This window comes from Pelorhabdus sp. sgz311001 (assembly GCF_055901755.1).
This window is the reverse complement of sequence record NZ_JBVXUT010000004.1, coordinates 159,526-181,283: the sequence shown is the minus strand read 5'-3', so window position 1 is coordinate 181,283 and position 21,758 is coordinate 159,526. Positions and strand designations below refer to the sequence as shown.

At 40.7% G+C, this 21,758-nt stretch carries 19 protein-coding genes and 1 riboswitch; of the genes, 12 read left to right on the top strand and 7 right to left on the bottom strand.

Translation table 11 applies throughout. The features are described from left to right. Positions 1-13: 13 nt before the first annotated feature. From AC0MXB_RS11870 to AC0MXB_RS11860, 3 genes are read left to right on the top strand one after another with little or no spacing between them, the layout of a single operon-like run. Positions 14-1,417, top strand: a complete 1,404-nt coding sequence (locus tag AC0MXB_RS11870) for an anion permease (protein WP_474039897.1) — start codon at positions 14-16, stop codon at positions 1,415-1,417. A gap of 33 nt (positions 1,418-1,450) precedes the next feature. After that, entirely contained in the window at positions 1,451-2,704 is a 1,254-nt protein-coding gene (locus AC0MXB_RS11865; protein ID WP_474039896.1) for a 3-isopropylmalate dehydratase large subunit, read from the top strand. 11 nt (positions 2,705-2,715) lie between these two features. Further along, positions 2,716-3,219 (top strand): 3-isopropylmalate dehydratase small subunit, encoded by a 504-nt coding sequence (locus tag AC0MXB_RS11860; RefSeq protein WP_474039895.1) that lies wholly within the window; start codon positions 2,716-2,718, stop codon positions 3,217-3,219. 137 nt (positions 3,220-3,356) lie between these two features. Here the strand turns inward: AC0MXB_RS11860 and AC0MXB_RS11855 are convergent, their stop codons facing one another. Next, entirely contained in the window at positions 3,357-4,262 is a 906-nt protein-coding gene (locus tag AC0MXB_RS11855) for an alpha/beta fold hydrolase (RefSeq protein ID WP_474039894.1), read from the bottom strand. Between the two features lie 143 nt (positions 4,263-4,405). Here AC0MXB_RS11855 and AC0MXB_RS11850 point away from each other — a divergent pair, with 143 nt between their 5' ends. From AC0MXB_RS11850 to AC0MXB_RS11835, 4 genes are all read left to right on the top strand, one after another. After that, positions 4,406-5,278 (top strand): LysR family transcriptional regulator, encoded by an 873-nt coding sequence (locus AC0MXB_RS11850; protein WP_474039893.1) that lies wholly within the window; start codon positions 4,406-4,408, stop codon positions 5,276-5,278. Positions 5,279-5,368: 90 nt separating this feature from the next. Then, positions 5,369-6,175, top strand: a complete 807-nt coding sequence (locus AC0MXB_RS11845) for a MerR family DNA-binding transcriptional regulator (RefSeq protein WP_474039892.1) — start codon at positions 5,369-5,371, stop codon at positions 6,173-6,175. Between the two features lie 45 nt (positions 6,176-6,220). Next, positions 6,221-7,552, top strand: a complete 1,332-nt coding sequence (locus AC0MXB_RS11840; RefSeq protein WP_474039891.1) for an MATE family efflux transporter — start codon at positions 6,221-6,223, stop codon at positions 7,550-7,552. Between the two features lie 330 nt (positions 7,553-7,882). Continuing rightward, a complete protein-coding gene (locus AC0MXB_RS11835) occupies positions 7,883-9,910 on the top strand; it encodes a methyl-accepting chemotaxis protein (RefSeq protein ID WP_474039890.1) in 2,028 nt (675 codons plus the stop codon). Between the two features lie 87 nt (positions 9,911-9,997). On the opposite strand, the gene AC0MXB_RS11830 is transcribed toward AC0MXB_RS11835, so the two are convergent. The 3 genes from AC0MXB_RS11830 to AC0MXB_RS11820 all read right to left on the bottom strand — a co-directional run bounded on the left by AC0MXB_RS11830 (position 9,998) and on the right by AC0MXB_RS11820 (position 13,751). Further along, complete coding sequence (locus AC0MXB_RS11830; protein ID WP_474039889.1) at positions 9,998-12,457, bottom strand: CoA-disulfide reductase; 2,460 nt, start codon at positions 12,455-12,457, stop codon at positions 9,998-10,000. A 25-nt stretch (positions 12,458-12,482) separates the two neighbouring features. After that, positions 12,483-12,764 (bottom strand): ArsR/SmtB family transcription factor, encoded by a 282-nt coding sequence (locus AC0MXB_RS11825; protein WP_474039888.1) that lies wholly within the window; start codon positions 12,762-12,764, stop codon positions 12,483-12,485. Positions 12,765-12,869: 105 nt separating this feature from the next. Next, positions 12,870-13,751: a LysR family transcriptional regulator gene (locus AC0MXB_RS11820; protein WP_474039887.1), complete on the bottom strand. Its 882-nt coding sequence runs from the start codon at positions 13,749-13,751 to the stop codon at positions 12,870-12,872. 126 nt (positions 13,752-13,877) lie between these two features. On the opposite strand from AC0MXB_RS11820, the gene AC0MXB_RS11815 reads away from it, so the two are divergent. The 4 genes from AC0MXB_RS11815 (at position 13,878) to AC0MXB_RS11800 (ending at position 16,519) form a co-directional block, all read left to right on the top strand. Beyond that, a complete protein-coding gene (locus tag AC0MXB_RS11815) occupies positions 13,878-15,215 on the top strand; it encodes an aspartate aminotransferase family protein (RefSeq protein ID WP_474040070.1) in 1,338 nt (445 codons plus the stop codon). Positions 15,216-15,296: 81 nt separating this feature from the next. Then, a complete protein-coding gene (locus AC0MXB_RS11810; RefSeq protein ID WP_474039886.1) occupies positions 15,297-15,533 on the top strand; it encodes a hypothetical protein in 237 nt (78 codons plus the stop codon). A 117-nt stretch (positions 15,534-15,650) separates the two neighbouring features. Then, positions 15,651-16,160, top strand: coding sequence for an HD domain-containing protein (locus tag AC0MXB_RS11805; protein WP_474039885.1), 510 nt, complete (start codon positions 15,651-15,653; stop codon positions 16,158-16,160). Positions 16,161-16,183: 23 nt separating this feature from the next. Next, on the top strand, positions 16,184-16,519 hold the full coding sequence (locus AC0MXB_RS11800) for a nitrous oxide-stimulated promoter family protein (RefSeq protein WP_474039884.1): 336 nt from the start codon (positions 16,184-16,186) through the stop codon (positions 16,517-16,519). 110 nt (positions 16,520-16,629) lie between these two features. After that, positions 16,630-16,715, top strand: a riboswitch (cyclic di-GMP riboswitch). A 310-nt stretch (positions 16,716-17,025) separates the two neighbouring features. On the opposite strand, the gene ygiD is transcribed toward AC0MXB_RS11800, so the two are convergent. Both ygiD and AC0MXB_RS11790 read right to left on the bottom strand, forming a co-directional pair. Then, positions 17,026-17,811 (bottom strand): 4,5-DOPA-extradiol-dioxygenase, encoded by a 786-nt coding sequence (gene ygiD, locus AC0MXB_RS11795; protein ID WP_474039883.1) that lies wholly within the window; start codon positions 17,809-17,811, stop codon positions 17,026-17,028. A gap of 70 nt (positions 17,812-17,881) precedes the next feature. Continuing rightward, positions 17,882-18,769, bottom strand: a complete 888-nt coding sequence (locus AC0MXB_RS11790) for a LysR family transcriptional regulator (protein WP_474039882.1) — start codon at positions 18,767-18,769, stop codon at positions 17,882-17,884. A gap of 109 nt (positions 18,770-18,878) precedes the next feature. Here AC0MXB_RS11790 and AC0MXB_RS11785 point away from each other — a divergent pair, with 109 nt between their 5' ends. Next, complete coding sequence (locus tag AC0MXB_RS11785; RefSeq protein WP_474039881.1) at positions 18,879-19,859, top strand: YeiH family protein; 981 nt, start codon at positions 18,879-18,881, stop codon at positions 19,857-19,859. An 8-nt stretch (positions 19,860-19,867) separates the two neighbouring features. On the opposite strand, the gene AC0MXB_RS11780 is transcribed toward AC0MXB_RS11785, so the two are convergent. After that, positions 19,868-21,361 (bottom strand): sensor domain-containing diguanylate cyclase, encoded by a 1,494-nt coding sequence (locus AC0MXB_RS11780; RefSeq protein ID WP_474039880.1) that lies wholly within the window; start codon positions 21,359-21,361, stop codon positions 19,868-19,870. Between the last annotated feature and the right edge of the window lie 397 nt (positions 21,362-21,758).

Sequence of the window (21,758 nt, the reverse complement as noted above, 5' to 3'; positions counted from 1 at the left end):
TAGGAGGAGTAAAATGAAGACCAAAGCAGGTCGCGGACTACTTGTATTACTAATTGGCGCAATGATCTGGTTTTTACCTGTTCCGGCAGGTTTAAAAGCGGAAGCTTGGCATTTGTTCGCTATTTTTGTAACGACAATTCTCGGTTTTATTGCTCAGCCTTTGCCCATTGGGTCTATTGCTTTTTTGAGTATTACTATTTCAGCCTTATCGGGAATTTTAAAGCCAGCGGAAGCGTTGTCCGGATTTGGTAATGGTACGATTTGGCTGATTGTATCGGCCTTTTTGTTTGCAAAAGGGATTATTAAGACAGGGCTTGGTAAGCGAATTGCTTATGTACTGATTCGCTGGCTGGGGGATAGTACGCTGAAACTTGGCTACACAATTGCTTTGAGCGATTTTATTATGAGTCCGGCGACGCCTTCCAATACAGCACGGACAGGCGGAATCTTATTTCCAATTGTAAAAAGTCTGTCAAGCGCCTTTGGATCAGAACCAGGCGAGTCATCGCGGCGTGTCGGTGCTTATCTGATGCAAACGGCCTATCAAGCCAATACGATTACTTCCGCTATGTTTATGACAGCGATGGCCGGGAATCCCTTGATTGCCTTGTTGGCGGTAAAAACGTTGCAAATTAATCTAAGTTGGAGTATGTGGGCTTTGGCTGCTATTGTTCCTGGGCTGCTGTCATTGCTCATTGTGCCTTATTTTCTTTATAAAGTTTTCCCGCCAGAAATAACGAAAACGCCAGAAGCAAAAGAAATCGCTAAACAAGAATTAATGAATATGGGTCCTATGTCGCTTGGCGAAAAAATTGTCGCCGCTGTCTTTTTGCTTTCTTTGGTGCTATGGAGTACATCGCAATATAATCATATCGATGCAACGATAGTGGCGATGCTGGCCGTATCTATTATGCTTGTGACAAAAGTGCTTGAGTGGAAAGACGTGTTAGAAGAAAAAGGCGCTTGGGACACCTTAGTTTGGATGGGGGCGCTCATTGGGCTGGCGGACGCCTTAACAAAACTCGGATTTATTCCTTGGTTTGCCAAAGCAGTCAGTGCCAGTTTAAATGGCGTTTCCTGGGAATTGGCATTGGTAGTGCTGCTGGTTGCCTACACCTATGCTCATTATGGGTTTGCCAGCTTGGTTGCTCATATAACGGCGATGTACGCAGCTTTTGCATCAGTTGCTGTTGCTGCCGGTGCGCCAGTTTATCTCGTGGCTTTAGCGCTGGCTTTCATGTCTAATTTGTGTATGTCTTTAACTCATTATGCCGCAGGACCTGCACCGATTTACTTTGGCTCAGGCTATGTAGATCAAGGTACTTGGTGGAAGCTTGGTTTTATGGTTTCGGTTGTCAATCTGGTGTTATGGCTTGGCGTCGGCGGGATGTGGTGGAAAGTTTTGGGGCTCTGGTAAGATCTGGTTATATTTATTTTAAGGAGGATTATTATGCACGCAATTGAAAAACTATTGGCGAAAAAAGCAGGAAAGGATTCGGTCGTTACTGGAGAGATCGTAAATTGTACGGTTGATATTGCTGGAATTAATGATTTATATTTGCAGACAGTAAGATCTTTTTATGAAATGGGCGGCGAACAAGTCAAGGCGCCGGAAAATGTCGTTATGTTCCTGGATCATTATGCACCGCCGTCCACAATTATTCAGGCTGATAATCAAAAGCAGTTCCGCGAGTTTTGCCGTAAACAGGGCATTGAAATGCTAATGGACATTAATGAAGGCGTCTGTCATCAGGTTTTAGCTGATAAGGGTTTATCTCATCCCGGCGAAATCGTAGTTGTAACAGATTCCCATACGACTACGCACGGAGCTTTTGGCGCCTTTGGTACTGGAGTTGGCGCTACTGATTTGGCAACCATTTTAGTTACAGGGAAACTGTGGTTTCGCGTACCGGAAATTATTCGCATTCACCTAACTGGTGAGATTGCTAGTGGCGTGTATGCAAAAGACATTATTCTTCATGTTATCGGTTCGTTGGGAGCAGATTATGGTGTTTACAAAGCCGTTGAATTTACTGGGCCTGTCATCGCAAAACTTAGTATTTCAGAGCGGATGGCCTTATGTAATATGACTACAGAAATGGGAGCAAAAGCATGCTACATCCAGCCTGATGCAGTTACTAAGGCATTCTTGGAGGAAAAGGTTACTAGACCTTATGAGATTTATTATACAGATCCAGATTATCAGTATGCCGAAGAACTTGAATTTGATGTTTCTGCCATTGGTCCCAAATTGGCAGCGCCAGCAAGTGTTGATAATGTAGATGATTTGAAGAAGTTTATTGGAACGCCGGTTGACCAGGCTTATCTGGGATCGTGCACAGGCGGACGGGTGGAAGATTTAGCTGTAGCCGCCAAGATTCTTAAGGGCAAGCATATCCATCTGCAAACACGTTTTGTTGTTGTTCCAGCTTCGAAAGCTGTTCTTTTGGAAGCAATGGAAAAAGGCTATGTGCAGACTCTGATTGAAGCAGGCGCAACGTTTGTGACTCCTGGTTGTGCTGCTTGCTTGGGAACGCATGAAGGAATGCTTACAGCTAGCGAAACTTGCATTACTTCAACCAATCGGAACTTTCCCGGCCGAATGGGTCATACTAAAGCCTCGATTTATTTAGGATCTCCCGCGGCTGTTGCTGCTGCTGCCTTAGAAGGGAAAATTGCTGATCCAGTTCCATATCTTGCGTAGGGGTGAAAACAATGAAAAGAGAATTGAATGGTAAAGCGTTTGTATTTGGTAAAAATATTGATACAGATCAGATCTATCCAGGCCGGTTTGTTGAATTGACTGATGTAGAGGACGTCGCGAAACACGCTATGGAAGGGGCTGATCCCAATTTAGTCCATGAATTTTCCGTTGGCGATTTTATTGTAGCTGGTACGAATTTTGGCTGCGGTTCGAGTCGGGAACATGCGGCGATTACGCTTAAAGCAATAGGTGTGGGAGCGATCATTGCAGAATCTTTTGGCCGGATTTTTTATCGCAACGCGATTAACTTAGGCGTTCCTGCGCTGATTTGTCCTGAAATTGGCCAACTAGTCAAAAACGGCGATGAGCTGGCTGTAAATATTGAGTCAGGTGAGATCGTCAATCAATCAACAGGGAAAACCTTGCAGGCGCAGCCCATGTCGGAATATGTAATGCATATCTTGTTAAGCGGGGGAATTAAGCCGCTGATTCAAAAGCAACTAGGAAAAATATAAAATAATACTTGAAATGGGGCTGTCACATTAAGGAAATGTTTCTAACATATGTTGTGGGTTTTGAGTAAAGAAATCACAATATATGTTGGAATTTTCGCTTAGTGCGGCAGCCCCATTTAGTTAATATATGATTACACTTAGTACTTAGCTAAGAAATTTTCCATAGCTTTTAAAACAATTTCCGGTTGTTCTTCTGGCACAAAATGGCCGCATTCAGGAACGCCAAAACCGCTTACCGTTTCTGCTCGTTCCTTCCAACCAGCCAATACATCCCAGAGCCCTCCGACTACGCCATTGGCGCCCCAGAGAACCAATAAAGGGGTTTTAATGGTTTTATCTCGGTCGGCTAAGTCATACTCCATATCAATGGTAGCAGAAGCCCGATAATCTTCACTAATGCCATGGATTGTTGCCGGATCGGAAAAACACTGTGTGTATTCTTGTAAGACTTCTTCGGGGAATTTTTCTCTGGCTTTTGGACCAATTTTGAGTTGTAAGTTAAAATGAATAAAGAAATCCGGATCAGCGCTTAACAATTTTTCCGGAAGACCATTTGTTTGAATATAGAAAAACCAATGCCAATATTTCGTGGCGAACTCTTGATTTGTGTCTCGGTACATATCATAAGTGGGCAAAATATCCATTAAAGTGCAAGTTGTTACTTTTTCTGGATGATCTAGGATTAAACGGTGGCAAACGCGGGCTCCCCGGTCGTGGCCGACTAAATGAAATTTTTTGAAACCTAGCTGCTCCATGACTTGTACTTGGTCATTGGCCATGACTCGTTTGGAGTAATTAGAATGGTCAGGCAGTCCTTGCGGTTTGCTACTGAAGCCATAACCGCGCAGGTCTGTCAATATTACAGTATATTTTTCCGCGAGTTTTGGGGCGATAAATCGCCAGATTAAATAGTTTTCGGGATGACCATGGAGTAATAAAATAGCTTCATTGCCGTGGCCGCCGATAAAAGTATTAATTTTAATGTTTTCTTCAACTTCAATAAACCGATTTGTGAAACCCGGGAAGTATTTTTCTGCTAACATGGAAACTCCTCCTCTAGATTGGATCTATTGTTATTATCACGGTTGAATGTCAAATAATAAAATATCCTTTTCTTATTTGTAAATAAGTTTTTACTATATAAGCTAAAGCGTTTGATCTGTTTTTATAAAAGGAGGCGCTGTTAGTGACGCTGATTCAAATGAAATATTTTATGGAAGTATGTAAGTGGAAAAACATTACGAAGGCCTCGCAACATCTGCATGTATCGCAGCCTACAATCACTGTTTCGATGAAAGATTTAGAAGTCGAAACCGGTTTGAATTTATTTAAGCGGGAAGGAAAGCGGATCCTTATTACGAAAGAAGGGGAGTTTCTTTTAGGGAAGATTCAAGGAATTATAAGCGGTATGGAACAATTAGAAAGCGATATCCTCGACTTCGTAAATACTAAAAATCATATTAGAGTAGCGATACCGCTGCAAGTTGGATCCTATTTAATACCTGTTATTCTTGGAGAATTTAAGCAGCGCTATCCGGAAATGAATCTAGAGATCGTTGAACTTGGCGGCATGGATTCATTGCGGCTGGTCGGTACGGAAGAGCTGGATCTTGCTATTACAATCTACGAAATAGATTATTGTAGCGGTTTGCACTATACGAAGTTGTTTGACAGTGAGTGTTGTTTTTGCACCAATGAGAAGCATTTGCTAGCAGCCAAAAAGCATATTCAAGTACGAGATTTAGTCGACGAAAAATTGGTTATGTTACAAGGCGGTTTTTTCGTTAATAGACTGGTATCTCAAGTTTTTGCCGATGCCGAGATAAAGCCTAATATTATTTTGCGGTCGGCGCAATTACATACGGTGAAGAATTTGGTGAATAAAAATTTGGCTTCGACTTTTCTGATGCGTGAAGCTGTTCTAGATGATCGAAATATTGTGGCCATTCCCTTTGCAACTCCCTTAAGGATTCGGGCTGGCATTGTTACGAAACAAGGTCGCCAGATATATTCTGATGTGAAAAAACTCATCGACTTTATGAAAGCGAAGTTTCGGTAAGAATATTTTGTTTTAGATAGGAAAGCTTACAGCAGGAATCATGGTAATGGTAAAATAGAAGGAAATAACAATTATATTAGGATGGAGAATATGAAAGAGAAATGGACGATTGGTGAAGTGGCAAATTTGTTTGAGGTATCAACAGACACACTTCGCCATTATGAGAAGATGGGCTTGTTTTCCTCACAGAAAAATGAGGCAAACGGCTATCGTTATTATTCTTATGATGAAATTATTGTATTAATGGATATTTTGTTTTTTAGAAATCTGGAATTGCCCGTGAAAGAAGTTAAACGTATTCTCACAGAATTAGATATTAGTGACATTACAAGTATTCTCTACCAAAGTCAAACTAGAGTGGAAAAGAGAATCAGAGAGCTGACTCATTTGAAACAGCAAATTGAACAAGCGGCTTGCCAATATCAGTTATGCAAGAAGCTTATCGGAAAGTTTCAATATGTTTCTGCGCCAGAATTTAAATATAAGCTTGTTAGCAATCAGTCGGAAGATTTGGTTGCAATGATTCGTAAGTATAAAAAAGAAGATTGGCTGAGTGAGCGCATTCAATATACTCTAATGGTTCTTCGTGAGACGCTTGTAACTAATCCAAGTTTTATTGCGGCTCAAATTGGCTTGAGTGCGGAAGAGGAGCACGCTGGTTTGATAAATCAATCAGAGCGACAAGAACTTTCTTCGTTTGCGGGAACGGAATATCTTTATACCGTCATCGGAACAACCTACATAGAACCGAAAAATAGCATGCTTGATCGAGCCTTGCAGTATATCAATGCAACAGGGAGAAATATCGTCGGACCGCTGATTGGACGATACATAGCAAGCGAGCATAAAAACAGTCTTGATTATTATGAAATTTGGATAGAAACCCAAAAAACTTGACCTTTGAGTTGCTCCAAGGTTTATCATCAACATGAGGTGATAAACGTGTCTGAAAATATATTAGGCAGGGAAAATGTGACTGCCTTGTTTTTTAAGTATGCAATTCCTTCGATTATGGGCATGGTGTTTTTAGGCGTTAATACAGTGGTGGATGGTTTTTTTGTGGGTCAATATATTGGTCTGAATGCTTTAGCCAGTGTAAATATAGCAATGCCGTTTTTTAGTTTGATGATTGCCATTGGCGTTGTAGTTGGAATTGGTATGCAAAGCCTTGTCGGCCGCTTGCTCGGGGCCGGTGAAAAGAGCAAAGCCGATGATGCTTTTAAGACAGCGCTGTATTTGATCAGCGGTATATCTTTTTTGCTTGCTTTATTTTCTACTATATTTACTAAAGAAATTGCTGTTTTTTTAGGTGCGAATGAACAACTGATCGATCTTGTCATGATTTATCTGAAATATGAAGGAATATTTTTACCACTCTTAGGAATTATGTTTGTACTGGATTATGTACTAAAAATTATGGGAAAACCTATATATTCCATGCAAATTCTGATTGTTGCTGTTATCAGTCATATGATACTGAATTACTGTCTGATCGTCCAGGGCGATTTAGGCGTAAAAGGAGCGGCTATTGCCACAGGGATCAGTTATAGTATTGCTTTTATTATGGCCGTACTGCCTTTTATCACGGGACAAACGACTTTGAAATTGCTTCAGGGGAATTTTGATAAACGTTTTGCTTACCAAATTATTTGCAATGGAACTTCAGAGGGAATTACCGAAATCTGTACAGGCGTTACGACCTTTTTATTTAATATTACATTGATGCGTTATGTCGGCGAAGTTGGCGTAGCAGCATTTACGGCAATTGGTTATTTTTCCTTTGTAGGCAATAATATTTTGTTAGGAATAGCCGATGGGGTTGGTTCGATTATTAGTTATAATTATGGCAAAGGGAGTATGGCTCGAGTAAAAAAGACCCTTAAGCTAGCCGCTATGGCGGCGCTATTTATTGGGCTAGGACTCTTTGCTGTGATTTTCAACTTTGCCAGAAATATTATTCTTCTTTTTCTTGATGGCGCCAATGAGCTTGTGATTCAGTTTGCTGTGCAAGGGGCCGAAGTGTATGCTTTTGCCTTTTTGATAAATGGTCTCAATGTTATCGTGTCAGGTTATTTCACGGCTATTTGTTATCCTAAAAATGCGGCATTCATCGCTTTAAGTAAGGGGCTGGTTTGGGTTGGAATCGGTATTGTTATATTGCCGAAGCTGCTAGGCATACAAGGAATTTGGCTCACTGTGCCGATTGCCGAGCTTATAACCTTTATTCTATCGATTCTATTGATTCGCAGTCATTTTAGACAAGTTTTTCAATAAACAGCAAGGGCAAGACTGGCGCGTTTGTCAGTCTTGCTTAAATGAGAACAGAAAAGTCATTATAGCTATTAAAATGTAACAGGAACTATATTGAAATTGTTATTTCAATATAGTTCCTGTTTTTTTGCTGAGTAAATTGATAGATGAATTGTCGATAAATGCTGTTTTTTAACTTCAAATTAATCACGTTAAAAATAATACACTTAGAAAAAATATCATTTTTTATCAATTATTGTCTTTTTTTAAAATAAGAAATGAAGGTTTTTTGGGGGGCTCAGAGAATTATTATTACATTAAAATTTCTATGTAACGTCAATTTGAAGGAGGGATATGATGTTTAAAAATATGTCTTATCGGAATCAACTTTTAATTATGATCATACCGGTCATTGTAATCGGTTTAGGGATTGTTGGCGCTATTTCTTATTGGGGGATTAATAGCCTTGTGGAAGAAGAGTTAAGTAAAAGTATGTTATCTGTCACTAAACATACGGCCAGTGAAATTAATACTTGGGTCGATGGACAATTAATCGAACCAGAATTAATTGCGTCTACGCCGGAAGCGAAAGAACAGGTCGCGGAAAGAGGGCCAATGATTGATAAGCTCCAACTTAATTTAAGCAAGGAAATTATCGGAAACCATCCAGATAAATATTTTAGTCTATTTATTGCCGAGAGAAATGGGAAATCTACAGCTATCAATAAAAAAGGCAATGACTATGTTACTGCTGTTAATGATATAACATCGCGTCAATATTATAAAGATGTATTAAATAGCGGAAAAATTACCATTTCAACTCCTTTGCTCTCTACGAGTGGAACGTTAGGCGTATTTTTAGTAGCGCCAATCAAAAATGAACAGAATTCCATCCTGGGAATGGTCGGGATTGGCTTGAAACTGGAAGCGATTCAAAATATGGCCGAACAGTTAAAGTGGGGAAAGACCGGCTATGGACTCGTTATTGCTGCTGATGGGACAATCATTCATCATCCTGATAGTAATTTAGTTATGAAGAAAAAAATTACCGATATGGAGGATGTATCGGTAAAGAAATTAGGAGAAAAAATGGTCGCTGGTGAGAGCGGACTTTATCGTTACGAATATAACGGCAAGAAAAAGATTGCATTTTTTGAGTCTGTGCCACTTACAGGATGGTCAGTGGCAACGGTGGTTGATGAACGGGAGTTTTTTGCTCCTGTCAGTGATTTGAGTAAAAAAATAGCCGCCATTATGTTGTTGGTTATATTAATTGCGATTGCTGCGATTTGGATTGTTGCGAAACATTTAACGGAACCAATCAAGTATTTATTGCAATATGCCAAGGAGATCACTGGCGGTAATTTGGCAGTAGAACCATTGGTCTTTACATCAAAAGATGAAATGGGGCAGTTAGCTTCAGCCTATAATGCAATGACTGATAATTTGCGGCGCTTGGTTGTAGCCATAGCCCAGACAACAGATCAGGTAGCTGCTTCATCAGAAGAGCTCAGTGCTAGCGCGGAGCAATCGGCGAAAGCGTCTGAACAGGTTGCTAAGTCAATCATGGAAGTCGCTGAAGGATCAGTAGCCCAGAATTCTATTGTTGATTTGACTGCCCAAGCGATTGATACAATGGCGGAAAACATTGAAGAGGCAGTGAAAAATACGGAACAAATATCTACTCGATCCCAAAATGCTTCGAGAGAAGCGGGAATTGGTAATCAAGGAATGGAAAGTGCTATGCAGCAAATGCAGCATATTCAGACGGTAGTTGAAGAATCGGCAGGGATTGTTACCAAGTTAGGAGATCGCTCTAAAGAAATCGGGCAGATTATTGATACTATTTCTAGCATTTCATCTCAGACTAATTTATTAGCGCTGAATGCGGCAATTGAAGCAGCTCGAGCTGGGGAGCAAGGCAGAGGGTTTGCCGTAGTTGCGGAAGAAGTTAGGAAGCTAGCAGAACAATCACAGCAAGCGGCACAACAGATTGCCAAGCTCATTGGGGAAATACAAGGCGATACAGATCAAGCTGTAATTGCAATGAAAAATGGTGTGAGTGAAGTGCGAAGTGGCACCGAAATTGTAAGTCATGCCAATCAATCATTTATCAAAATTGTAAGTTTGGTAGACTTGGTATCGGAAGACGGGGTTATTATTGCTGAACTGATGCAAAAAATGAATCAAGGAAGTCAAAAAGTAGTAGCTTATACGGAAAAGTTAAACAATGTGGCAAGAAAGAATGAGACACAAACCCAAACAGTATCAGCCGCTACCGAAGAGCAGTCTGCTTCCATGAAAGAAATCGCGCTGGCTAGTCACGCTTTAACTGGAATGGCGGAAGAATTGCAAAACGCTGTACACAGATTCCGGGTATAAACGCTAGAGATACTTGCGGTTAGACAAAGCGTTATAATAAAACAGGAGCTATGTTGAAATGGATCTTTCAACATAGCTCCTGTTATTTTAAATAAATAAATTGGTGTTAGCATTGTCTGTTTCACCAAGATAATACCCGACACCGCCGAACTTTACGCCGTCGAGCAATTCCTCTGGTTTAAGGCCCATTACGTCAAGCGACATTTGACAGGCGACAATTTCAATGCCTGAGTCCAGAGCAGCCTGAATTAGCTCTTCTAGGGACGTAACATTTTTATTTTTCATGACTAGGCGCATTAATTTTGTTCCAATGCCTAGCATATTCATTTTTGATAAGGTTAAATTTTGACTGCCTTGAGGCATCATCATTCCAAACATCTTATCAAGAAAGCCTTTTTTGACGGGAATATGTTCTGGCTTGCGGAGAATGTTCAGTCCCCAGAAGGTGAAGAACATTGTTACCTTTTTTCCCATAGCTGCGGCGCCATTGGCAATGATAAAGGCGGCAATGGCTTTATCTAAGTCGCCACTAAAAACGACAATGGTTTTATTGTCTTTTCCCTGATGCGTAGGCGGAAGCGTTAAGGCAGAATTATTTTTTTTTTTAATAAAGGCTGTAATTTGGCCTTGGGTTTTGTCAAGCTGTAAGAGTTCATTCTGCGTATTTTTGCACCAAGCTTTAATGTCTTCTAAAAAGCCGGGATCCGATGAAAGTACTTTGAGTGTTTGGCCTTCTTGTAGTTCGTCGATAGAAGCTTTAACTCGCATTAAGGGGCCAGGGCAGGATAGACCGGAAGCATCGACTAATTTGTCAAAAGAGATATCTGGGGTATTTTCTTCTAACGAATGTTGTGTGGCTTTTTGTAAGGATAAATTATTGTTGTTTTGAGCGGTCATGCTAGGCTTAAAGTCGAGGGCTGATGAGGATTTATAGCCGCCTGTCATGTTTTTAACTTGAAAGCCATTTTGCGATAAAATTCTTGAGGCGATATAGCCTCTAAGACCGACTTGACAGTATTCAAGAATTAACTTGTTTTTGTCTAATTCATTCATTCTAGTTCTTAGGCTGTCTACGGGGATATTGATGGAGCCAGGCAAATGGCCGTTTTCAAATTCGAGTTCAGTCCGAACATCAAGGACAGTGACGTTTTCTAGATCATAGTCCGCAAGATCTTGTGCTGTAAAGGTATCCATTCGGCCTGTTATGATATTTTCAGCAACATAGCCAAGCATGTTGACAGGGTCTTTTGCTGAGGAAAAAGGCGGTGCGTAAGAAAGTTCTAATTCTGTCAAATCGGTCACAGTTCCATTTAAACGAATGACTGTAGCAATGACGTCAATTCGCTTATCTACGCCATCAAATCCTACTCCTTGAGCGCCTAAGATGCGGCCTTCCATAGTAAATAGAAGTTTTAAGGTTAAAGGAGTGGCGCCGGGATAGTAAGAGGCATGCGACACTGGATGAATGTAAATGGCTTTATAGGAAATGCCGAGTCGTTGTAAAGTTCTTTCATTATTGCCAGTAGCAGCGGCGGTCAGCCCAAATGTTTTAAGAATGGATGTTCCCAAGGTTCCTTTGTAGGTGCTGCTTAGACCGGCAATATTGTCAGCGGCGATTCTGCCTTGTTTATTGGCAGGGCCGGCTAGCGGGACTGCTGTGGCTTGTTTATTGACAAAGTCGCTTGTTTCGATGGCATCACCGACGGCATATACGCCAGGCAAAGAAGTTTCTAATTTGTCATTTACGATGATGTGACCTTTGGCTCCCAGTTTAATACCGCTTGCTTTAAGAAAACTGGTATCAGGCGCTACGCCGATTGCCAGAATCACAACATCTGCTGTAAGACGTTCCCCGCTGCTTAGAAGGACTTCGATTGATTCATTATGGTCCGTAAAAGCTTTGACACCATCATTTAATTTAAGCTGAATACCCTGATCGTCTAATTCTTTTTCCACAAGGAGAGCCATCTCCGTATCAAAGGGAGCCAGAATATGTGGCGCCGCTTCCACAAGAGTAACAGCGAGATTACGATCTTTAAGGTTTTCTGCCATTTCTACGCCGATAAAACCGCCGCCAATAATAATGGCGCTTTGGATGTCCTGACGATCAACAAATTCTTTAATGGAGTCTGTGTCAGGAATATTTCTTAAAGTGAAAATCCGGCTACTATCGATACCGGGAATCGGCGGACGAATTGCCTTTGCTCCCGGTGACAAGATGAGAGAGTCATAACTTTCTTCATACATGCCCTTTTCCTTACTATTGACCGTGACTGTTTTTTTCTCTGGGTTGATTGCAGTTACTTCACTATTGACTCTGACATCAATATTAAACCGAGAATTGAAGCTTTCTGGGGTTTGCACTAATAAATTGCCGCGCTCCATAATGGTTTCGCCAATATAATAGGGCAAGCCGCAATTGGCGAAAGAAATATATTCATCGCGTTCAAACATAATAATTTCAGCTGTTTCATCAAGCCGTCTCAATCGTGCCGCTGCCGATGCGCCGCCGGCTACTCCACCGATAATCAATACTTTTTTACTCATAAGCAACCTCCTTAATGGATGTGGTTTAATCAGGGAATAATACTTTGATAAGCTGAATCACTGTTTCGTTGCAAACCTGATAGTTTACTTCCAGACCATTTCTGCTTCCCGTAATAATTCCGGCAGACCGTAGTTTTTGTAGATGCTGCGATACTGTGGATTGCGGCAAATCTAAACAAGATTGCATATGAGAGACATTGCAGGAACCCTTACTGATCAATCCCCTGACGATACATAACCTGACAGGATGGGCCATTACTTTTAATAGCTCGGCATACTGGGTAAATTTTGCATAGTCTTTTTCCATGGGTTTATCCATCCTTTTAAATCATTATATTTATATAATACGATATATAGATATTTAAAGTCAACTTGTCAAAGAAATTTAATTTGGATTTCATCGTGATGATTCTTACTTTGCACAGGATTGACATAGAGCTAAAAAAGCTCTGAGCGCAGGCGTTAGCCATTTTTCCTGATGATATAGTAAGATCGTGTTTACGTTAAAAGCAGGACCGTTCCAAGGCAGTGCGACTAATTTTTTGTCGACGATTTCTTGTTTGACCGAAACTTCAGGTAGAAAGGCGATGCCTAAACCGCAGATAGTACATTCTTTAATGGCGCCCATGCTAGAAAGCTCCATAAGAGAACTGGGCTTCACTTGCTGCTCTTGCAGCATAGCCAGAATGAGCGGGCGATAACCGCAGCCAGCCATGGTTAAAATGAGACATTCTGTTGTGAAGTCGGCGGGGGTAATACTTTGTTTTGCTGCCAAGTGATGCTGGGGACTTGCAACAAGGAGCATGGATTCTTGTTGCAGAAGATTTGCCGCAATATTAGGGATGGTGATTTTATCTGTCAGCACAAGCGCGATGTCAATATCATTGCTTTTTAAAAGTGGGGGCATCTTTTCGCAGGGTTCTGTTCGTACGCGAAGTTCTACTTGGGGATACTTACTACGATATTCCTGAAGAATTGCGGGAAGACGATATACACATAGCGTTTCGGCTGCACCAATCGTGAGACTGCCGCGGTAAACTTGCGGTGAAAACTCAGCTTTCGCTTTGGCGCAAAGCGCTAAAATAGTTTGGGCATTTTGCAAAAAGGCTTTTCCTTCGCTAGTAAGTTGAATATTTCGTCCCAAACGTTCGAATAACTTGACTTGAAGTTCTGTTTCAAGCTGGTGGATTTGGCCAGTAATATTAGATTGAGCATAACCTAACTTTTCTCCCGCTTTAGTAAAATTTAGCGTTTGCGCGGCGGTGCAAAATATTTGTAATTGGCGAAATTCCATGGAAATCTCCTCTCAATCTATCAGTTTAAGTGATAGAAATGATATAAAACACTTATTTTTTCTGTTGATATTTGCATGATATACTGGGACAGAAAAAAAGTCTATAGTTTGGGAGAGTGAAATGTGATGAGTAATGTATTTTACCGCAGCTTAAATAAACACTATCTGGAAGTGGACTATGGCGAAGGCATTTATTTATATGACAAGGCTGGGAATAAATATATTGATGCTTGTTCGGGAGCAGCAGTAGCCAATTTAGGTCATGGCCATCCTAAAATATTGGCGGCTATGCTCAAACAGGCGGGCAAGGTCGCTTTTAGCCATTTGTCGCGCTGGACGTCAGAGCCGATTCAGGAATTGGCTGATTTAGTGGCTGATTTGGCGCCTGGATCCTTAAATAAATTATATTTGGTTTCCGGTGGTTCGGAAGCCACTGAGGCGGCGCTGAAAATGGCGCGACAGTATTATGTGGAAAGAGATGGACAAAGTTCAAAATATCGTGTGATTTCTCGTTGGAAAAGCTTTCATGGTAATACGATCGGCGCATTATCGATGACTGGCGATAAACGGCGTAAAATCTATACACCGTTGCTGTTGAATTTACCTCATATTGTTCCCGCATACTGTTATCGTTGCCCTTTTGGCAAAAGTGAAGCAACTTGCGAAGTTGACTGTGCCTTAGATTTAGAGCGCGCCATAAAAATGGAAGGCGCTGAATATGTAGCGGCATTTATTGCGGAAACTGTTGGCGGCGCTGCTTGTGGGGCAATCGTTCCCCATAAGGATTATTTTAAAATTATTCGCGAGATTTGCGACCATTATGATATTTTATTTATTGCTGATGAAGTGATGGCTGGCTTTGGCCGTACTGGATCGATATTTAGTATTGCTGACTGGGGCGTAGAACCTGATATGATTTGCGCCGCGAAAGGCATGAGCGCTGGATATTCGCCGTTAGGGGCTGTAATTGCCCAAAAAAAAATTTATGATACTTTTAAAGCGGGGTCAGGTGTATTTGTCCATGGTCATACTTATGGCGGTAATCCCTTGTCAGCGGCGGTTTCTGTAGCTGTTATCAAAACATTGCTTGAAGAAAACATTGTAGAAAATGTCCAGACCGTAGGAGCGTATCTGCTTAATTTACTTAAAGAAAAGCTGCTTCCCTTTTCTTTCGTTGGTGATGTCAGAGGCAAAGGGTTGCTACTTGGCGTGGAACTTGTCAAAGATAAAATAACAAAAGAACCTTACCCGGCTAACCTGGCGATTGCTGACAAACTGACAATGACGCTACTTAAGCATGGCGTTATTGTTTATCCCGGGAACGGCAATGCTGATGGAATAAACGGCGATCAGTTTTTATTGGCGCCGCCGCTAATTATTACGAAAGATCAAGTAGATGAACTTGTTGATAGTCTTGTGGCAGGATTTCATGAATTTGCTCATGAATTAGCTTCTTACTATTGAAGGAAAAAAACAATAAGCTGGTGAATAAGAGTTTATTACAGTATAAAATCATGAAGTTTATTTTAATGAGGTGGTCAATTTATGGAGAATCCTTTTGTAATATACTCTTTTCACCGTGATGAGGCTGGAGCTATGGACGATTTTTATCGTGCTGATGGTTTTGCTACGCAGGAATCTGCTGAAGCAACAGCTCGTGAACTGCTTGCAGAATATGTAAAATCTGATTATGACGGTTGGGTGGAGATTTATGAGCTGCAAAAGGACGGTATTTTGCAGCATATTTCAACACTAAATAAAGAAAGTCTGACAGTATCATAAATAGTGCTGAGAAAGAAGATGCCGCAAGGCGTCTTTTTTTGTAGGTGTGATAAAAGTAACAGCAATAAGCCCATAAAGTTTTTATAATGAAACTAATATATTTTGCGGGGTGATCAAGTGGATAGAACAAGTGCAGGAGAGTACATTGTAGTGTTAAAAGAGTATTTTGCCGCTGACAGCAGGCGAATTAATCACGCACTGAAAGTACTGGGCGCAGCGGAAGCGATTATGGCTGGCGAACAGGTATCAGAACAAATTCTTCAAACTGTCATTCCAGCAGCGGTTTTTCATGACGTCGGAATTAAATTGGCAGAGCAAAAATATCATTCTGCCGCGGGACCTTATCAGGAGCTAGAAGGACCGCCTGTCGTGCGTCAGCTTATGGAGCAGCTTGGTAAACCAAAAGATCTGATTGAGCGCGTGGCTTATATTGTTGGTCATCATCATACGGCTGATAAAAATGACGGACTTGATTTTCAGATTATTTGGGAAGCTGATTTGATCGTAAATATTGAAGAGGAAGAAATTTATCGACACAGTGAAAAGATGCCAGGAATTATTGAAAAAAACTTCAGAACAGCTACAGGTAAAAGGCTGGCTCAGGAACGGTACGGATGGAATCGTTAAATGGCTGGGGGCGATTTTGGTAAATGGACAGAATGGATCGCGAGAAAAAAAGTGTAGAAAAACTGATTTCTATCTACTGTCAAGGCGTTCATCAACAGCGTTCGGAGCTTTGTCAGGAATGCAGCGAACTATTGCATTATGCCCGGCTAAGATTGGAGAAATGCCCGTTTCAGGCGAAAAAGCCTGTCTGTGAGAAGTGCTTGATTCATTGCTATCAACCAGAGAAACGGCAGCAGATTATTTCAGTCATGCGTTATGCTGGACCTAAAATGATTTATAAAGATCCCTTACTAGCCTTGCAGCATCTATTTGGTGTTTTAAAGTGTCACCTTCGATCAGTAACAAAAAATTTACAATAAGTTAGGACTTTTTTCATATTTGCCGGGACAAAAGACCTTGACTTCCTTGCTGCTGAGATGTAATATTATACCAACAAGTTGTGTTAGCAATTTTTCGTATCACAAGACAACATGAATATGGGCAAACCTATCGAAAGGTAGGGACGCAAAGCCATGGGTCTAAAGACAGAATGTCGATGATTGCCAGGTTGCCGATTGATATAATTGTATTTAAACCAGTCATTCGGCTGGTTTCTTTATTTTTAGTGGCAGGAGGAGATTGTAATTATTTATGATATGTTAAAAGAATTGCAAGAAGAAATCGAGAAGCATCGTTTAGCTTTAATTGATGTTCTTGCGCACAAAGGTTCTTTATCCACTGAAGCAATTAAGTTAAATAAAATTTTAGATGAAAAAGTGAAAGAATATCAGCTATTGCGAAGAAGATTAGCGTAAGTAAAATGCGGCTGTTTTGACAAGATTTTGTCAGAACAGCCGCATTTTTATTTTTTTTGATACCTTTAGGATTAAACCTCATCAAAGCGATAGCTTGTCATTGATAAAGAACCTAGTGTACAAGAATCATTAAAAATGGAAAGTTGGTCGTTAGAACCTGCCGCACCAAGGGCGTAAAGCAGGGGATAAAAGTGATCCGGCTCAGGGAAGGCAAGGTTTGCCGCTGGGCCAGCTTGAGAATAATCAATAACTGCCTGATAATTTTTAGCGATGATGCTTGTTTTAATATAGTGATCGAAGGATTCGGCCCAATCATAGCCTGTTTCTAAGTCCCAGGCGATACGGGAAAGGTTATGGACTACATTGCCGCTAGCGAAAATAAGAACCCCTTGTTCTCTTAATTGGCGGATTTCCTGACCAATTTGAAAATGTTTGGCGGCAGAGGCATTTCTGTCAACGCTTAGCTGATATACCGGAATATCAGCTTGCGGATAGAGGCGATGTAGAACGGACCAAGATCCGTGATCGAGTCCCCAGCTATTATCAATAGCTACAGGACTGCTAATTAAATTTTTTGTAATCTGGGCGAAATGGGGTGAACCTGGTGCAGGATACTGGACTTGATACAATTCTTTGGGAAAACCATACATGTCATAAACTGTTTTAGGTTCTTTGGCGTCGGTGATTCTAGTACCTGCCGTATACCAATGGGCGGAAATTGCCAGAATCGCTTCTGGCCGCGGTAAGCTTTGACCGATTTCGCTCCAAGTTTTTGCGTATTTGTTATTATCTATGGCATTCATGGGAGAACCGTGTCCGATAAAGAGGACAGGCATTTTGGATTTTTGTTGTGTCATGACAAAAGCCTCCTTACTAAGATCTTCTATTTATCTTATTAGTCAGCGTAAAGTTCTTATTAGATATGGCCTACTTCGATTTTGTTTCAAGTGTTAGACAGTAGTTGATAAATTGTTGTAACGACGGTGAAAGATATTTATTTTTATGATAGACAAGCGAAAAATTTCGTTGCAAGGAGAGTTCTTTTATCGTCAAAGCGATTAAAGTGCCATCAGCTAATTCGTGGCGGACAGCTTGACGTGAAATGACACTAATACCTAAATTGGCCATAACGGCTTTTTTTATGGTTTCTGCGTTATTATAGACGCCAATCACTGTATAGGTATAGCCTTGTTCTTTCATAGCTTTTTCAAAGAGTTCCCTTGTTCCGCTGCCGCTTTCACGTACGAAAAAACCGAGTGAGGCAATCTCTTTTGCTTTTAAGTGATTTTTCGTTGCTAGACTATTTTGGGGCGAAACAATACAAATCAATTCATCCTGGAGAAAAGGCTGACTGTGTAAATATTCCGAGTGAATTTCGCCTTCTACTAAGGCCAGGTCGAGTTCATCTTTTAAAAGCATCGCTTCTAGTTCGGCTGTGTTGTGAATTTCTGAGAAAATTTCCTGCTGGGGATTTGTCTGCTGGTTATAAATTAGAAGATCTATAAGCAGAGCTTCACCAATTGTTACACTAGATCCAAGGCGCAGCCGACTCGTTTTCCCGAAAGAGTGCATTTCGTCTTCGGCTTGTTTATTTAAATGAATGATGTGACGGGCATATACAAGAAGGCGACGGCCAGCTTCAGTTAGAAAAAGTTTGCGTCCCAATCGTTCAAACAAAAGCGCTTCATAATGTTCTTCCAGTTCTTGTACCGCTAAACTGACGGAAGGTTGTGTCATATGCAGGCTTCGGGCCGCTCGGGTCATATTATTCTCATCGCATACGGCAAGGAAAATTCGCAGATGGCGTAATGTCATAAAAATCCCCTTATATAGTTTTACCTATTGTTTTTATCAAATTATACTATTTTACTTATTTTACCGCAAGTGATAGACTACAAACCAAGACAGGAAAGGGGATTTATCGATGAAACAAGAAAAGCTGTATGGGATAGGACTTTCTTTTTTATTTGCGGCGGTTGCTTATACTTTAGGACTATATTATCCGATTATTGGCGGACCTGTTTTTGGTATTGTGTTGGGGATGATTTTTGCAAGCGTGAAACGCCCGCAAATTTTAGAAGCTGGCATTTCGTTTACTGGCAAGAAGATTTTGCAGTATGCAGTTATTCTTTTAGGATTTGAGATGAATCTCTTTGAAGTAGCAGCTATAGGCGCGAAATCTTTTTCTGTAATGATTTTTACTTTGCTTACCGCTTTTGGCGTAGCTTACTTAGTGGGGAAACTATTAAAGCTTGATCGTAAGACAACGCTGCTGATTGGCGCTGGTACCGCAATTTGCGGCGGATCAGCTATTGCTGCTGTAGCTCCGGTGATTGCAGCAAAAGATAAAGAAATTGCTTTTTCTATTTCTACTATTTTCTTATTCAATGTAGCTGCTGTATTTTTGTTTCCCTTTTTAGGACACTTTTGGCAGTTATCTGATACTGGTTTTGGTATGTGGGCTGGTACGGCTATCAATGATACTTCTTCGGTTGTTGCTGCGGCTTACTCTTACAGTGATGCGGCAGGCAGTTATGCTACGATAGTCAAATTGACGCGGGCCTTGATGATTGTTCCCATCTGCCTCTTATTGGCTGGTGTCATGGCTTATCGCAATAAACAGAAAAACTCTTTTTCGTTTCAGAGAATATTTCCTTGGTTTATTTTATGGTTTGTTGTTGCCTCGCTGATTCATACAGCGGGAGTTTTGCCGGAAAGTCTTGCTGGATTATTAGGATCTTGCGGCAAATTTGCAATTGTGATGGCCATGAGCGCCATTGGCCTCAATACTCGATTGGTTGAACTTGTGAAAAATGGCGTACGGCCCATTCTATTAGGTTCAGTATGCTGGGCGGCAGTCGCTTTTGCTTCTTTATTTGTGCAGCATCTGAGTGGCCTGTTATGAGGAACTCATTAAGGCGAATATAGTGTCACTTTGTTTTTGCTTCGTTTGCTAAGGTAGAGTGCTTTATCAGCACAGGCGACTAACTCGTCAAGCGAAGTTATGTCATCAGGAAATTTTGCTAGGCCAATACTTACGGTACAGCCGTTTAGTGATGTTTGGCTGCTTAAACGAATGGTTTCCGCTAAGGAAAATAACTCCTCTTTGGAAAAGTTGCGTAAAATAATGGCAAACTCATCACCGCCAAAGCGAAATACGGCTTGGTTTCCGGCAATGTCTTGCATGATTTTCGTGAATTTTTTTAGAATATCGTCCCCAACTAAGTGTCCGTCAGTATCATTGAGACGTTTAAAATAATCAATATCTAAGAGCAGCAGTCCGATCGATTCAGCCCAGAGATTTGTTTGGCAGCGGCTTAATTCTTGGTCAAAAGCACGGCGGTTGTAAGCGCCTGTTAAAGAATCCTTATCGGCGGCTTCTTCCAAATTTGTATGGATTTCTGCTAACGTTTCAATCGTGTTATTGTAGACAAGCGCCATTTGGCGAAACTCTTTGGCATAATCAAGGGGATTTAGTTTTTTATAGTTGCCTTTTTTTAGACTACTGAAAGATTGAATGAGTTGTTCTAGTGCTGCGGTATAACCTTTAGCGATGTAAAGTCCAATAACAATGATTGCGATAATACCAAGAAGCGATAAGAAGAGATTTTCGTAAACAAGCATATTGCGGCTACGTACAATATCTTCTGTTGGGGTGCTGACAGTTACAATCCAGCCGAGATCGGGTACTTTGCTGTAGCCCACATATTGCATCGTTTCCGAAGGCGCTGTTAACATTTTAGCGCCTTCTTCGTGGTCTAGTTGATCAAAATACGCTGTGTTTTGACCAATTCGTTCTTTATTGGGGTGGTAGACGATCGTGCCTTGCCGATCCAACAGGGCAATATAACCGTTACGGCCAAAGCGTTTATTATCAAATAGAGAAGCAAAGGTACTTCTGTCTAGTTTTATCGAGCCAATTACGGCTCCTGTAACCTGGCCGTTGTTCATGATGGGGACAGCAATTGTAATCACTTTAAAATTCATGACTGATTTTAAGACATCACTGATATAGGTCCGCCCAGTAATGACTTGTTTAAAATAATATCTGTCCGATACATTGAAAAAGACGGGACGATATTCATTGCCTGATAGGCGTACCATATCGCCCTTTTGATCGGTAATAATAATCATATCTACTTCCGGCATTAAGGCATTTGCTTTATCAAGCAAATCTTGGTTTCCTCGGATGCTCTCATCTTCGGCAATAATTCGCAGGTTTTTCTCCACTTTAGCGAAATAATCGGAAAGCTGGCTGCTCATATTATTGGCGGCTTGCTCATTAATATCTAAGAGGAGTGAATCTGTGTCAGAAATAAATACTTTATCAAAAACGATAAATTGCATGAAACTTGTTAAGATGATTGACAAGCTCAATAAAAGGGTAATTTTATGAAAAAGCCGCATGGAATCATCCTACCCATCATGATTATTTTGATATAAATTTTACGGTATTTTGTTCATTATAACAATACATAGATTTTATAAATTGGAACCTTTGTACATTAAATCTTTTTGTCTTTTTGTTGCTTTTAGCTAAAAAGGAGCAAAATCTTTGTTCATTATAACTATAGATTTTTAATGCAAAGATTGATATAGTAAGACAAAGTTACATGTATGGTAATGATTTAAAACTGAAAAATGATTGCGATGGCGCAAGACAGGATATATTGCTGTCTTGCGTTTTTGTTTTTTAGACTCATCTGTTTAAAAGGTAGAAGGATGTCGCAGGATTTGCTGGAATGACTCAGGAATTATGATTAGTAGAGAAGCATTTTACAGCGGAAAAAACATAGACTGAAAA